This is a genomic window from Xanthomonas floridensis (assembly GCF_001642575.1).
Classification (GTDB): domain Bacteria; phylum Pseudomonadota; class Gammaproteobacteria; order Xanthomonadales; family Xanthomonadaceae; genus Xanthomonas; species Xanthomonas floridensis.
In genome coordinates this window covers 75,001-89,475 of record NZ_LXNG01000015.1, presented here as the reverse complement: position 1 = coordinate 89,475, position 14,475 = coordinate 75,001, and the positions used below count along the sequence as shown (strand labels likewise).

Annotated in this window: 14 protein-coding genes; all 14 read left to right on the top strand. The window is 66.5% G+C overall.

Going from position 1 to position 14,475, the window contains the following annotated elements; all coding sequences use genetic code 11:
• Nucleotides 1-48 precede the first annotated feature (48 nt).
• The 14 genes from A7D17_RS10265 to A7D17_RS10200 all read left to right on the top strand — a co-directional run bounded on the left by A7D17_RS10265 (nt 49) and on the right by A7D17_RS10200 (nt 14,270).
• Complete coding sequence (locus tag A7D17_RS10265) at nt 49-1,191, top strand: glycosyltransferase family 4 protein (protein WP_064508982.1); 1,143 nt, start codon at nt 49-51, stop codon at nt 1,189-1,191.
• A complete protein-coding gene (locus A7D17_RS10260) occupies nt 1,188-2,225 on the top strand; it encodes a glycosyltransferase (RefSeq protein WP_064508981.1) in 1,038 nt (345 codons plus the stop codon). The genes A7D17_RS10265 and A7D17_RS10260 overlap by 4 nt, the downstream gene beginning before the upstream one ends.
• Complete coding sequence (locus A7D17_RS10255; protein WP_064508980.1) at nt 2,222-3,724, top strand: lipopolysaccharide biosynthesis protein; 1,503 nt, start codon at nt 2,222-2,224, stop codon at nt 3,722-3,724. Before A7D17_RS10260 ends, A7D17_RS10255 begins: the two co-directional genes overlap by 4 nt.
• Before the next feature lie 64 nt (nt 3,725-3,788).
• Nucleotides 3,789-4,991 (top strand): GumK N-terminal domain-containing glycosyltransferase, encoded by a 1,203-nt coding sequence (locus A7D17_RS10250; protein ID WP_064508979.1) that lies wholly within the window; start codon nt 3,789-3,791, stop codon nt 4,989-4,991.
• A gap of 49 nt (nt 4,992-5,040) precedes the next feature.
• Nucleotides 5,041-5,835: a polysaccharide pyruvyl transferase family protein gene (locus tag A7D17_RS10245; RefSeq protein WP_064508978.1), complete on the top strand. Its 795-nt coding sequence runs from the start codon at nt 5,041-5,043 to the stop codon at nt 5,833-5,835.
• A 4-nt stretch (nt 5,836-5,839) separates the two neighbouring features.
• The gene (locus A7D17_RS10240; protein ID WP_064508977.1) at nt 5,840-6,631 is read left to right on the top strand and encodes a WecB/TagA/CpsF family glycosyltransferase; all 792 of its coding nucleotides are present in this window, start codon (nt 5,840-5,842) and stop codon (nt 6,629-6,631) included.
• A gap of 34 nt (nt 6,632-6,665) precedes the next feature.
• Nucleotides 6,666-7,127 carry a cupin domain-containing protein gene (locus A7D17_RS10235; protein ID WP_064508976.1) on the top strand — a complete coding sequence of 154 codons (462 nt, stop codon included), beginning with the start codon at nt 6,666-6,668 and terminating at the stop codon, nt 7,125-7,127.
• Nucleotides 7,128-7,222: 95 nt separating this feature from the next.
• Nucleotides 7,223-8,239: a TraB/GumN family protein gene (locus A7D17_RS10230; protein WP_064508975.1), complete on the top strand. Its 1,017-nt coding sequence runs from the start codon at nt 7,223-7,225 to the stop codon at nt 8,237-8,239.
• Nucleotides 8,240-8,493: 254 nt separating this feature from the next.
• Nucleotides 8,494-9,492, top strand: a complete 999-nt coding sequence (locus tag A7D17_RS10225; protein ID WP_064508974.1) for a 3-oxoacyl-[acyl-carrier-protein] synthase III C-terminal domain-containing protein — start codon at nt 8,494-8,496, stop codon at nt 9,490-9,492.
• The gene (locus A7D17_RS10220; protein ID WP_064508973.1) at nt 9,492-10,340 is read left to right on the top strand and encodes an MBL fold metallo-hydrolase; all 849 of its coding nucleotides are present in this window, start codon (nt 9,492-9,494) and stop codon (nt 10,338-10,340) included. Before A7D17_RS10225 ends, A7D17_RS10220 begins: the two co-directional genes overlap by 1 nt.
• Nucleotides 10,337-11,296, top strand: coding sequence for an NAD-dependent epimerase/dehydratase family protein (locus A7D17_RS10215; protein WP_064508972.1), 960 nt, complete (start codon nt 10,337-10,339; stop codon nt 11,294-11,296). Before A7D17_RS10220 ends, A7D17_RS10215 begins: the two co-directional genes overlap by 4 nt.
• A complete protein-coding gene (locus A7D17_RS10210) occupies nt 11,287-12,438 on the top strand; it encodes a glycosyltransferase (RefSeq protein WP_064508971.1) in 1,152 nt (383 codons plus the stop codon). Before A7D17_RS10215 ends, A7D17_RS10210 begins: the two co-directional genes overlap by 10 nt.
• Nucleotides 12,416-13,027: a hypothetical protein gene (locus A7D17_RS10205; RefSeq protein WP_064508970.1), complete on the top strand. Its 612-nt coding sequence runs from the start codon at nt 12,416-12,418 to the stop codon at nt 13,025-13,027. The genes A7D17_RS10210 and A7D17_RS10205 overlap by 23 nt, the downstream gene beginning before the upstream one ends.
• Complete coding sequence (locus A7D17_RS10200) at nt 13,017-14,270, top strand: glycosyltransferase (protein WP_064508969.1); 1,254 nt, start codon at nt 13,017-13,019, stop codon at nt 14,268-14,270. The genes A7D17_RS10205 and A7D17_RS10200 overlap by 11 nt, the downstream gene beginning before the upstream one ends.
• The last annotated feature ends 205 nt before the right edge of the window (nt 14,271-14,475 follow it).

Below are 14,475 nucleotides of genomic sequence, written 5' to 3'. Positions count from 1 at the left end.
CCGTCGCAGCACATGCGTGCGCGTCGCTGGCACAGGAGATTGGCGTAAATGAAAGTGGTGCATGTCGTCCGCCAATTCCACCCGTCGATCGGGGGGATGGAGGAAGTCGTTCTCAATGTGGCCCGCCAGCATCAGGCCACCAGTGCCGACACGGTGGAGGTGGTCACGCTCGATCGCGTGTTCACCGATCCGGGTGCACAGCTGGCGCCGCAGGAAACCTACCAGGGTCTGCCGATCCAGCGGATCGGCTACCGTGGTTCGTCGCGTTATCCGCTGGCGCCCTCGGTGCTGAGTGCGATCCGCTCTGCGGACCTGGTGCATCTGCATGGCATCGATTTTTTCTACGACTATCTGGCGCTGACCAAGCCCTTGCATCGCAAGCCGATGGTGGTGTCCACGCATGGTGGTTTCTTTCACACCGCTTACGCCTCGCGCATGAAGCAGCTGTGGTTCCAGACCCTGACGCGTACCTCGGCACTGGCGTATTGCCGTGTCATTGCAACCAGCGAAAACGACGGCGACCTGTTCGCCAAGGTGGTCTCGCCGGCGCGGTTGCGCGTGATCGAAAACGGCGTGGATGTAGAGAAATATGCGGGGCAGGGCGCTGCAACGCCGGGCCGGACGATGCTGTATTTCGGTCGCTGGTCGGTCAACAAGGGCCTGATCGAAACCCTGGAGTTGCTGCAGGCTGCGCTCAAGCGCGACCCGCAGTGGCGTCTGATCATCGCCGGCCGCGAGTACGATCTGAATGAGGCCGACCTGCGCAAGGCCATTGCCGAGCGCGGGTTGCAGGACAAGGTGCAGCTGAGCATGTCGCCGTCGCAGGAACAGTTGCGCGCGCTGATGCAGCAGGCGCAGTTCTTCGTATGCTTGTCGCGTCACGAGGGCTTCGGTATCGCCGCGGTGGAGGCCATGAGCGCGGGGCTGATTCCCATCCTCAGCGACATCCCGCCGTTCGTGCGGCTTGCCACCGAATCGGGGCAGGGCGTGATCGTCAACCGCGACCGCATCGAGGCGGCGGCCGACCAGGTGCAGGCGCTGGCGCTGACGGCAGACGCGGACTTTGCAAGCCGTCGCGCGGCCACCATGGCCTATGTGAGCCGGTACGACTGGAAGCACGTGGTCGGGCGCTACGTCGACGAGTACCACATCGCATTGGGCACGCCGCGCCCGCAGGAGACGCGGCGATGAGCGCGCCCGCAGCCACAGCGGCGGCGAAGCCGCAGCTCACGGTGCTGTTCTCGACCGAGCAGCCCAACGCCAACACCAATCCGTATCTGACCCAGTTGTATGACGCGCTCCCTGACGCGGTGCAACCGCGCTTTTTCTCGATGCGCGCCGCGTTGCTATCGCACTACGACGTACTGCACCTGCATTGGCCGGAGTATCTGCTGCGCCATCCCAGCGCCGCGGGAACGCTGGCCAAGCAGATGTGTGCGGCCTTGTTGCTGCTCAAATTGCAGGTGACCGGCACGCCGGTCGTGCGGACCTTGCACAACCTGGCGCCGCACGAAGATCGCGGTTGGCGCGAACGCAGCCTGTTGCGCTGGATCGATCGGCTCACCCGCCGCTGGATCCGGATCAATGCGACCACGCCGCCGCGTCCGCCGTTCACCGACGCCATCCTGCATGGACATTACCGCGACTGGTTCGCGTCCATGCCCCAGGGCAGCACTGTTCCCGGGCGGCTGTTGCACTTTGGCCTGATCCGCCCGTACAAGGGCGTGGAAACGTTGCTGGACGTGATGCAGCAGGTGAGCGACCCGCGCCTGAATCTGCGGATCGTCGGCAACCCGGCGACACCGCAGATGCGGACCCTGGTGGAAGATGCGTGCGTGCAGGATCCGCGCATCACCGCACTGCTGGCCTACGTGGAAGAGCCGGTGCTGGCGCGCGAAGTCAGCGAAGCCGAACTGGTGGTACTGCCGTACCGGCAGATGCACAACTCCGGCACCCTGCTGCTGGCGTTGTCGCTGGCGCGGCCGGTGCTGGCGCCGTGGAGCGAATCCAATGCGGCGATCGCCGACGAAGTGGGGCCAGGCTGGGTATTCCTGTATGAGGGCGACTTCGATGCAGCGCTGCTGACCGGCATGCTGGACAAGGTGCGCGCGGCGCCGCGCGCACCGGCACCGGATCTGTCGCAGCGCGACTGGCCGCGTATCGGGCAGCTGCACTACCGCACCTATCTGGAAGCGCTGGGCAAGGATGGAGACGCTGCGCTGTGACCGCCCAAACGCCTACACCGCCGACTCCCGCGCCGCCGCAGCGCAGTCTCGGTTCGCGTGCCGCCGGCGGTGCCGCAGTGACCATGCTGGGCCAGTCGGCCAAGATGGTGGTGCAGTTCGGCGGCATCATCCTGCTGGCGCGACTGCTGACGCCCTACGATTACGGCCTGATGGCGATGGTCACCGCCATTGTCGGCGCCGCGGAAATCCTGCGTGATTTCGGCCTGTCGGCCGCTGCGGTCCAGGCCAAGCACGTCAGCCGCGAACAGCGCGACAACCTGTTCTGGATCAATAGCGGCATCGGTCTGGGGCTGTCGGTGCTGGTGTTCGCGTCGGCGCATCTGATTGCCAATTTCTACAAAGAGCCGGCACTGGTCACGATCTCCCAGGCGCTGGCAGTGACCTTCCTGATCAATGGCATGACCACGCAGTACCGCGCGCATCTGAGCCGCGGGCTGCGCTTCGGGCAGGTGGCGCTGAGCGATGTGGGCTCGCAGGTGCTGGGCCTGGGCGCGGCGGTGGCTGCCGCGTTGCTGGGGTGGGGTTACTGGGCGCTGGTGGTGCAGCAGGTGGTGCAGGCGGTGGTCAACCTGGTGATCGCTGCAAGTTGCGCACGCTGGTTGCCGGGCGGCTACCAACGCGCGGCGCCGATGCGCGACTTCATGAGTTTCGGCTGGAACCTGATGGCGGCGCAATTGCTGGGGTATGCCAGCCGCAACGTGGGGCAGGTGATCATCGGCTGGCGTACCGGCCCGGATGCGCTGGGCCTGTACAACCGCGCATTCCAGCTGCTGATGATGCCGTTGAACCAGATCAACGCACCGGCCACCAGCGTGGCACTGCCGGTGCTGTCGCAGCTGCAGGACGACCGTGAACGTTTCAGCGCGTTCCTGCTGCGTGGCCAGACGGTGATGGTGCACCTGATCGTGGCGCTGTTCTCGTTCGCCTGTGCGGTGGCGATGCCGTTGATCGTGCTGGTGCTGGGCGAACAATGGCGCCAGGCAGTGCCATTGTTCCAGGTGCTCGCGCTGGGTGGCATCTTCCAGACCGCGTCGTACGCCACCTACTGGGTGTTCCTGGCCAGGGGATTGATGCGGCAGCAGCTGCTGTTCTCGTTGGTGAGCCGCATCGTGCTGATCGCCTGCATCTTCGTCGGTTCGCGCTGGGGCGCCATGGGTGTGGCGATCGGGTATTCCTTCGGTCTGCTGGTGACCTGGCCGCTGTCGTTGATCTGGGTCGGCAAGATTTCCGACACGCCGGTCGGCGCGCTATTCATCAACGCAGTGCGTGCGATGACGGCCTATGGGCTTGCCGGCGGCTGCGCTTACTACGCGTCGGTTACCGTGGGTGGCCCGTTGTGGCAGCAGTTGGGCGTTGGCGCTGCAGTGATGGCCGCGGTCTGCCTGCTGATGCTGGGCATCTGGCCGGCATTCCGTCGCGACGTGGTCTCCATCATCAATATCCGCAAGTTGCTGACACAGGCCAAGGCGCGCCGATGAGATCGACATCGTCTTCGCCTGTCGTCGGGCATGCTTTCTCTCACTCATTCATAGGACACGGCCCATGAGCGACACACCCGCCGCCGCTGCTTCCGGCATTCGCCGGCCTTGCTACCTGGTCTTGTCCGCCCACGATTACCGCACGCCGCGCCGCGCCAACATCCACTTCATTACCGATCAGCTCGCGCAGCGCGGTACCACGCGGTTCTTCTCGCTGCGCTACAGCCGCCTGTCGCGGATGAAGGGCGACATGCGCCTGCCGCTGGATGAAACCGCCAACACCGTGGTCTCGCACAAGGGCGTCGATTGCTATCTGTGGCGCACCACGGTGCACCCCTTCAATACGCGGCGGAGTTGGCTGCAGTCGGTGGAGGATGCGATGTTCCGCTGGTATGCGGCGCATCCGCCGCGCCAGTTGCTCGACTGGATGCGCGAAGCCGATGTGATCGTGTTCGAAAGCGGTATCGCGGTGGCGTTCATCGAGCTCGCCAAGCGCACCAATCCCGCGGCAAAGCTGGTGTACCGTGCATCCGACGGCCTGAGCACGATCAACGTGGCGTCCTATATCGAACGTGAGTTTGATCGGGTGGCGCCGACGCTCGACGTGATTGCGCTGGTCTCGCCGGCCATGGCAGACGAAATCGCCAGCCGCGACAATGTCTACCACGTTGGCCATGGGGTGGATCACAACCTCGATCAACTGGGAGACCCATCGCCGTATGGCGAGGGAATTCATGCTGTGGCGGTGGGGTCGATGTTGTTCGATCCGGAATTTTTCGTGGTTGCCAGCAAGGCGTTTCCGCAGGTCACGTTCCACGTGATCGGCTCAGGCATGGGCAGGCATCCGGGCTATGGCGATAACGTCGTGGTCTATGGTGAGATGAAACACGCCGAGACCATCGGCTACATCAAGCACGCGCGTTTCGGCATTGCGCCATACGCATCGGAACAGGTGCCGATCTACCTGGCCGACAGCTCGATGAAGCTGCTGCAGTACGACTTCTTTGGTTTGCCGGCCGTGTGCCCCAACGCCGTGGTCGGGCCGTACCAGTCCCGCTTTGGCTATACCCCCGGCAATGCAGAGTCGATCGTTGCCGCGATCAGCCTGGCGCTGGATGCGCCGCATGTGCGTTACCGCCAGTGCCTGAACTGGTCGGACACCACCGACCGCGTGCTGGATCCGGCCGCGTATCCGGAAACCCGTTTGTATCCGCAGCACACCGGCGCCGCCGCGCGTGCTTCCTCGGAGGCCGCGCTCTCGCATTGACCGATGCGGCGCACCTCGCACGTTTTTTGGACACAGGAGACCCTTTGTAATGGCCAACGCTTTGCTGCAGAAGTGGATAGAACACGCAGAACGTCGCGCATTGTTCTGGTGGCAGCCGAAAAACGCTGGCGTCAACATGGGCGATCACCTCTCCAAGGTGATCGTGTCCTGTGTGCTGTCGTTGCAGGACAAGACGCTGATCGAAAAGCGCGATCTCAGCAAGAAGCTGATCGCGATCGGTTCGGTGCTGCATTTCGCCAAAGACGGCGACACCGTCTGGGGCAGCGGCATCAACGGCAAGATTCCCGCCGAGCGCAATACCTTCAGCACGCTGGACGTGCGCGCGGTGCGCGGTCCCAAGACCCGTCAATTCCTGCTGGATCGCGGTATCGCGGTGCCGGAAGTCTATGGCGACCCGGGCCTGTTGACCCCGATGTTCTTCCCGCCCGAGGCAATGGGCCCGGTGGAGAAGCGGCCGTTCGCGATCGTTCCGCATTTCAACGAGCCGGTTGAAAAATACAGCGCCTACGCTGACCACCTGGTGTTCCCGAACGTCAAGCCGGCGACCTTCATGAGCCGGCTGCTGGGCGCCGAGCTGGTGGTCAGCAGTTCGTTGCATGGCCTGATCCTGGCCGAGGCCTACGGCATCCCGGCGGTGTATCTGGACTGGGGCAACGGCGAAGATCGCTTCAAGTACGACGACTACTACTACGGCACCGGGCGCACCCAGTGGCATTCGGGCAACACCGTGGAAGAGTGCCTGGCACTGGGCGGCAATGGCAGCTTCGACGTGGAAAAGCTGCAGGCCGGCTTGCTGGCTGCCTTCCCTTACGACCTTTGGTGATTCGATGATGCAGAGCCAGCGCATGGATGTGGACACCACTCCCGCCGCCGTCGAGGCGCCGCCGGGCGTGGTGATTCCACTGGGCGGCTTTCCGGTGCTGTCCACGACCCAGGAAGCCTTCGCGCTGGACCTGTTCCATGCGTTGGCGGCGCAACAACCGCGCAGGGTGTTCTTTGCCAATACCAATTTCGTCGTGCAGTGCCAGACGTTGCGGATGCGCATGCGCGAACCCAGTGTGCGCATCGTCAACGATGGAATCGGAATGGATCTGGCGGCACGGTTGATTCATGGCCGCCGCTTCGCCGGCAACCTCAACGGTACCGACCTGATCCCATACCTGTGCCGGCAAAGCGCGCAGCCATTGAAGTTCTTCCTGCTGGGTGGACGCCCGGGCGTCGGTGCGACGGCGGCGGCAACCTTGACCGGAACGTTGGGGCAGCAGGTGGTCGGCATGTGCGATGGCTATGGCGAGTTTGCCGCCGCCGGCGAAGGTCTGGCCGAGCGCATTAATCGGTCCGGCGCCGATGTGTTGCTGGTGGCGTTCGGCAACCCCTTGCAGGAGCGCTGGATTCTGGACCACAGCCAGGCGCTGCGTGTCCCCCTGGTGTTCGGCGTCGGTGCGCTGCTCGACTTCCTGTCCGGCACTGCCCGGCGCGCGCCGGACTGGGTGCGCCGGCTGCACATGGAGTGGATGTACCGGTTGCTCAACGAGCCGCGTCGCCTGCTAAAGCGTTATAGCTGGGACTTGCTGGTGTTTTTCCGCACCTGCCTGCGCGCGGGTAAGCATCTGCCTTGATGCAAGGCGACGGCTGCTGCCCTAGCATGCGGGCATGCATCCCACTGCTGCTGCCCTGATCCGCTCGCTCGACCTGGCCCCGCATCCGGAAGGCGGGCATTTCCGTCGCGTTTACGCCTCTGCCCGTCAGGTGATCGACGACGGGCGCGCCCGTCCGGCGATGACGGCCATCCGGTTTCTGCTCGCTGCAGGCGAATGCAGTGCCTGGCACCGTGTGGATGCCGAGGAAACCTGGCAGTGGCAGCAGGGCGACGCCCTGAAGTTGCTGCTCTACGACGAAGCCAGCGGACAGCTGCAGCGGCTGATCCTGGACGCGGCCGAACGCGGGGAGCCGATGCAGGTGGTTCCGGCAGGGCAGTGGCAGGCGGCACGTTCGCTGGGCGACTTCACCCTGGTGGGATGCACGGTCTCGCCGGGCTTCGTCTGGGAAGGGTTTGCGCTCCTCGATCCCGCGTCGACGTTGGCAGCGCATCTGGCAACGCTGGCCCCGCGCTGATGTCAGTCACGCACTCCGGGCCCGGTGCAACGCTTCCCTAACGCGGCGGGTGCCGGCTTCACGTAATGTCCGCCTCACACAGGGGGCGATGCGCGATGCGACACAGGGCAGTGGGGTGGGGAGTAGGGGTGATGTTGGTGTCGCTGCTGGCGGCGGCCAGCGAAGCGCCGCCGCCGAAGACGGCGCCGGCACCACCACCAGTGGTGGATCTGGAAGCGATGGTGGTACGCGGTGTGCAGCCCGGGCCCGGCTTGTGGAAGGTCAGCAAGGGCGACCACGTCTTGTGGATCCTGGGCACGCAGTCGCCGTTGCCCAAGCGCCTTCAATGGCAGGCGAGTGAAGTGGAAACCATCATCGGCCAGTCCCAACAGGTGCTGATGGCGCCGACCGTGCAGCTCGATGCGGACATGGGGTTCTTCGGCAAACTCACCTTGCTGCCGTCGGCGATGAAGGCAATGAAGAACGCCGATGGCCGCGAACTGCGGCAGGTGCTGCCGCCCGATCTCTACGCGCGCTGGAGCGTGGCCAAGGCCCGCTACATCGGCAACGATCGCGGCGTGGAGCGCAAACGCCCGATGCTGGCCGCTGGCGAGTTGTACCAGGCGGCGCTGAAACGATCGGGTCTGGCCCGCTCGCCGGTGATCTGGTCGGTGGTGGAGCGTGCCGCCAAGCGTGCTGGTATCAAGCCGACACCGACCGCGCTGGACTACAAGATCACCGACCCGCGGCAGGCGCTGAAGGAGTTTCGCGCCGGCGGCATGGACGACACTGCCTGCTTTCGCAGCATCCTGGTAACGGTGGAGCGCGATCTCCCCACCATGGTCGAACGCGCCAATGCCTGGTCGGTGGGCGACATCGAAGCGTTGCGCCAGTTGCCGCGGGAAGATCCGCAGGCGGCGTGCATGAGCGCGATGGCCAGTTCCGAAGCGGCCAGGAAGCGCGGCATCGACGATCTGGAGCGGCGCATGCGCGAGCATTGGCTCGGCATCGCCAGCGCCGCATTGCAGCGCAATCGCAGCACCTTTGCGGTGTTGCCGATCAGTCGCTTGACCGCGCCAGACGGCTATCTGGCCCGCTTGCAGGCGCTCGGCTACGAGGTGGAGGCGCCTTGATCGCCTGAAGCGCAGGGCGGCGCGCGCGTCCCAGGCACGTCTGCACACGCCAGTGCCTGCTGCGGTGCGCCCGCGATATGGGTTGTGCAGTGCTTGCAGCCGTTTGGAGCGGCGCTTGCCGCGCCCGTCGCCGCAGCCGTGTCGCGCGCCGCCCGGATGGCATTGCGATCGGGCAGGGCGACTGGCCGTGCGGGGTTAGGCCGGCCGCTCCTGCCACGGTATGCTGCGCGCCTTCTTTGCCGAGAGCTTTCGTGTTGAACGCATTGCCGCTGCGCATCCTGGGCACCGGACGCCATGTCCCGTCGCGCGAAGTCAGCTCGAGCGAATTGGACGCGCGCTGGCAGTTGCCGGCCGGAACCACGGCCGCACGCCTGGGCGTTGTCACCCGCCACTACGTGGGCGAGGGCGAAACGGCATCGTCGATGGGAGCGGCCGCGGCGCGGCAGGCGTTGGACAATGCCGGCATCGATGGCAGCCAGATCGATTGCCTGATCTCGGCCTGTGCGGTCATGGAGCAACCGATTCCCTGTCAGGCGGTGCTGATCCAGCGCGCATTGGGGTTGGGCGATTCCGGCATTCCCGCATTCGATGTCAATGCCACCTGCCTGAGCTTCCTGGTGGCCCTGGACATGGCCGCCAGTGCGCTGGCCCTGGGCCGCTATCGGCGCGTGTTGATCGTCTCCAGCGAAGTGGCCTCGGCCGGGCTGGACGATGCCCACCCCGGTACCGCGGGATTGTTCGGCGATGGCGCTGCCGCGGTCGTGGTCGGGCGCAGCAGTGCAGGCCAGGACTCGGCGTTGCTGTCCAGCCGCCTTGCCAGTTATGGCAACGGCGCGGACCTGTGCCGCATCGGCGGCGGCGGCACCCGCGCGCCGCACGGAGAAGCAAGCGCACCCGCAGCCCCGCGCCTGTTCTGGATGGATGGCCGCGGCGCGTATCGGTTTGCCGCGCGTCACCTGCCGGCGTTCTGGACGCAGCTGCTGGACGAGGCAGGGGTTGCGGCCACCGCGTTGCGCTGGCTGGTGCCGCACCAGGCCTCCGGTGGCGGCCTGGATCATGTGGTGCGCGCGCTGGGGCTGCATGCCGGGCAGGTGGTGCGCATCCTGCCGACCACCGGCAACCAGGTGGCCGCCTCGTTGCCGCATGCCTTGCATCATGCCGTGGTGGATCGGCAACTGCAGCGCGGCGAGCTGGTTGCCTTGCTCGGCACCGGCGCCGGCCTGGCGATCGGCGGCATGGTGTTGCGCTACTGATGGCGCCGCGCGTTTCCCTCGACCTGCTGCGCATCGGCCATTGCCGGCATTGCGAGCGCATGGTGCGCGCCGATGGGCATTGGCATGCGGTCGAGTTTCCGGCCTTGAGCGTGCTGATCCGGCATCCGCAGCGCGGTGCGCTGCTCTACGACACCGGCTATGCGGAGCATTTTTTCCGCGCCACCGATCCGTGGCCGGAACGCCTGTACCGCTGGACCACGCCGGTGACGCTGCCGGCGCACGAAACCCTGGGCGCGCAACTGGCGCGTCGCGGCGTGCAGCTGGACGAGATCGCCTGGTGCCTGGTGTCGCACTTCCACGCCGACCATATCGGTGGCCTGCGCGATCTGCCGAACGCGCGTTTCATCTGTCTGCGCGCGGACTATGCGCAGATGCGTGGCTGTTCGCGGTTGGGCGGGTTGCGCCGCGCGCTGTTGCCGCAGCTGCTGCCGGCCGATTTCGATCGGCGCATGCAGTTCGCCGAACAGGCGCCGCAGCGTGCATTGACCGGTGCCTGGCAGGGCCTGGGCAGTGCCTACGATCTGTTCGAAGACGGCAGCGTGCTCGCTGTGCCGCTGCCTGGCCATGTGCCGGGGCAGATGGGGCTGTGGCTGCGCGATCAACAGGACCGCCAGGTGCTGCTGTGCGCAGATGCGGTGTGGTCGTCGGCAACCTGGAAGACACTGCAATGGCCGGCGTGGCCCACCCGCCTGGTGATGCACGACTGGGCTGCCTTCCAGCGCACCGTGCGGCAGCTGCACGGCCTGTCGCAGGCGCATCCGGAGCTGGTCATCCTGCCTTCGCACTGCCAGCCCAGTCTTGACCGTTATCAACCGGAGTGGCGATGAGCCTGCGCATTCTCGTGACCGGTGCATCCGGTTTTGTCGGCGGCTCATTCCTGCGGCGTTTCCAGGGGCGGCCCGGTGTGGAGATCCATGGCATCGGTCGGCGCGCGAGCGCGCTGCCCAACTATCACCGCATCGATCTGAGCCAGCCGTTCGCGCTGGACTGGCAACCGGATGTGGTGATCCATGCGGCCGCGCTGGCGTCGCCGTGGGGAACCCGCGCGCAGTTCCACCAGCACAACGTGCAGGCCACCGCCAACGTCATCGACTTCTGCAAACGGCACGGTTGCCCGCGCCTGCTGTATGTCTCGTCCAGTTCGGTGTTCTATCGCGAGGAACATCAGTACGACCTGGATGAGGACAGCCCCATCGGCCCGGCCTTCGTCAGCACCTATGCGCAGACCAAGTACCTGGGTGAAACGTTGCTTGAGACGTATCCGGGCCAATGGTCGGTGTTGCGCCCGCGTGCGGTGTTCGGGCCGGGCGATACGGTGCTGTTTCCGCGCGTGATCGCGGCGGCCCGCAAGGGCGCGCTGCCGCGTTTTGTCGGCCAGACCCGGCCGGTGATCGGCGATCTGATCTACATCGATGCGCTGTGCGATTACCTCTACCGCGCTGCCACCGCACCGCAGCTGCAGCGCGCCTACAACCTCACCAATGCGCAGCCGGTGGACGTGCAGCAACTGTTGCTGGATGTGCTGGCACGCCTGCACTTGCCGCTGCCGCAGCGTGAGGTGCGCATCGGCACGGCGCTGCGCATGGCCAGCGTGGTGGAAGGCGCGTATCGCTTGCTGCGGTTGCGCAGCGAGCCGCCGATCACGCGCTTCGGCGTGGGCGTGTTCGCGTATTCCAAGACCTTCAATCCGCAGCGCACGCTGGCCGATCTGGGCCCGCCCAGTGTCGGTCTGGACGAGGGCGTGGAGGCGTTCGTCCGCTGGCAGGCGGCGCAATGGGCCTAGTGTCGGCCCTGGCTGTGCTCTATCTGGTCCTGCTCATCGTCAAGACCGTCGCGGCGGTGTGGGTGATACGCCGCGCACGCATGGCGCCATTGCACGACGCTGCAGCCAGCCAGGCGGATGTGACGATCCTGCAGCCCATCCTGGGGGGCGACGCGCATCTGCAGCAGGTGCTGGCCGCCAACCTGCAGGCGTTGCCGCAGGCGCATTTCCTGTGGCTGCTGGACGCAGACGACCGCGCCGGCAACACGGTGGCCGATGCGCTGGTGGCGCAGTATCGGCAGGTACGCATTACCCGCATGCAGGTGCCCGCCGCGCCGCCGGATCTCAATCCGAAGGCGTGGAAGCTGCAGGCGGCGCTTGCGCAGGTGCAGGCGCCGATCAGCCTGGTGCTGGATGACGATGCGCAGCTGAGCGCAGCGGCGCTGGCGCAGTTGCTGCGCGATCTGCAGCACGCCGACCTGGTCACCGCGTTGCCGCATTACCGCGACAGCGACACCCTGGCCGGGCGGCTGCTGGCGCAGTTCGTCAACAACAATGCCGCGCTCACCTACCTGGGCTGGTTGCCGTTCGCCGCGCCGCTGACCATCAACGGCATGTGCTACGCCGCGCGTACCGAACGCCTGCGTGCCTGGGGCGGTCTTGGCGGCGTGCTGGACCAGCTCACCGACGATCTGGCCGTGGCCGCCCTGGTGCGCGACCGTGGTGGCCGCATCCGGCAATCCATCGCCCCGGTGGCGATGCGCACCGCCATGCCGGATCTGCCCAGCTATGCCCGTCAGATGCATCGCTGGATGCTGTTCGCCTTGATCCTGCTGCGCCGTCAGCGCATCGGTATCGCCGGTGCCATCTCGGTGCTGCAGGGGTTGCCGCCGGTGTTGTTGGTGGCCCTGTTGCTCGGCATCTGCGTGCAGCCCGGTGGCTGGTCCATCGCATGCGGGGCGACGCTCTTGCTGCTGCGTGCGCTGCTGCTGTGTGTGGTGCAGTGGCGCAGCACCGGGGCGGTACGCCATCGGCCGGTGCTGTCGGTCCTGGCCGAATGCCTGCAGCCGCTGCACCTGCTGCACGCGGCCTGCGTACGCAGCATCGCCTGGCGCACGCGACGTTACCGCGTGCTGGCAGATGGTCGCTTCCGTGCGCAGTGACGCGTCGCCACTGCAGATCGCCTTCCTCACCGGGCAGAGCGATCCGGCAAGCTGCGCATTGAGCGGACAGCAACGCGATTTTCTACAGCAGCTGCACGGCGATGACCGGCAGTTGATCGCATGCAATTACCCATACCGCAGCGACATGGCGCCGCACCGTCGCGTTGCGCTGTGGCGCGCCAGCGTCTCCAACGCACGCCAATACCTGGCCGCGCGTGCGGCGCGCGTGGCGCATAGCGATCGTATGAGCGTGCAGGCCTTGCTCGCGCAGGCGCCGATGACGGTGCTGCTGGCCGGCAGTTGCGGGTTGCAGGTGCTCACCGCGCTGCAGCTGCCGCAGGAGCTGCGCGCGCGTCTGGCCGTGTTCGCCTACGGCCCGGTGTGCCGCAACCCGGCTACGTTCGCGCATCTGCATAGCGTGCAGGGGCGCGGCGACTGGATTTCGCGTGCGCTGTTTCGTGGGCCGGTGCAACTGGCGCCGGCCTGCGGGCATATGGATTACCTGACCACTGCTGACGTGCTGTCGGAGTGCCAGGCCTTCGTCGCCATGGTCCAGCAGACGTTGCGGGGCAGGGTGCATGCGCATTGATCTGGTCGCCCCGCCGTACAGCGGGCATCTGCATCCGATTGTGGCCATCGCCCGGCAGCTGGCGCCGCATCACGACGTGCACGTGATCAGCACGCCGGCTGCGCAGGCGCGTATCCAGGCATGTGGCTTGCGCGGCGCAGGCGTGCTGGATGCGCACGCCGATCGCGTGTTGCTGGAGATCGCCAACCCGCCGCATGCGGTCGGCCATCACCCCGTGCGTCTGCGCCGGCAGCTGCATGACGCGCTGGGATTGATGGCGCAGGTGGGCGATGCGTTGCAGGCGCGTTGGCGCACGCGGCGGCCGGATCTGGTGATCGCCGATTTCACCCTGCCCAGTGCCGGGCTGGCGGCGCAGGCGATGGGCATCGCCTGGTGGACCAGCATGCCGTCGCCCTGCGTGATCGAAACCGGCGACGGGCCGCCGGCTTACTTCGGTGGTCTGCTGCCTGCGACTACGCTGCGCCAGCGTGCCTGGCATGCGATTGCCCGGCGGCTCACCCGCGGCTTCAAGCGCACCCTGCATGCCTGCTACCGGCGGCAGATGCGGGCCTGCGGACTGCCGGCGCTGTACCGCAACGATGGCAGCGAGGCGGTGTACTCGCCGCAGTGCATCCTGGCCTTGGGCGTGCCGTCGTTCGAATTCGCGCAGCGCTGGCCCGCCGCGCTGCGCTTTGTCGGGCCGCAGTTGTGCACGCCCCCGGCAGCCGTGCAGGCACCGCAGTTTCTCGCCGGGCGGCGGCATGTGCTGGTGACCCTGGGCACGCACCTGCAATGGGTCAAACAGCGCATGGATGCGGTGCTGCGCGCGCTGGCGCCGCAGTTTCCCGAGGTGGTGTTCCACTTCAGCGATGGCGATACCGCCGCGCCGCTGCAGCCAGCCTGCGACAACTATCGGCGTCTGCCCTACGTGGACTATGCGCAGCACCTGCATCGCTACGCGTTGGTGGTTCACCACGGCGGCGCCGGCATCCTGTACGCCTGCCTGTCCGCCGGGCTGCCGTCCATCGTGTATCCACTGGACTACGACCAGTTCGACCACGCCGCGCGGTTGCAGGCCGCCGGTGCGGCATGGTGGCTGCGGGAGCTGGATGGGCTGCCGGTGCTATTGCGCAAGGCACTGGCGTCTCCCGAGCCGGACCCGGGGGTGTTTCGGCTGCAGAGGGAGCTGCACGACATGCAGGCGCGTGGCCGCATCGTGGAGCTGGTGGACGGATTCCAGCGTACCGGCGCGGTGCCGGCGTAGATCTTGCGCGCAGCTGTGCGGCGTCAGCCCGGTTGTCGGCCCGGTGTCGGCATTGGGGGCGGCGCGTGCCTGCGATGACCGCAACAGAGGCGGGCGGGGATACGACAGGTCGTCGCGGACATGGCCCGCTCTGGCAAGCACCGAGCGGATCCGGCAAAGAAAAAACCGGCATGTACACGCGGTACATGCCGGTTTACTGCGATTG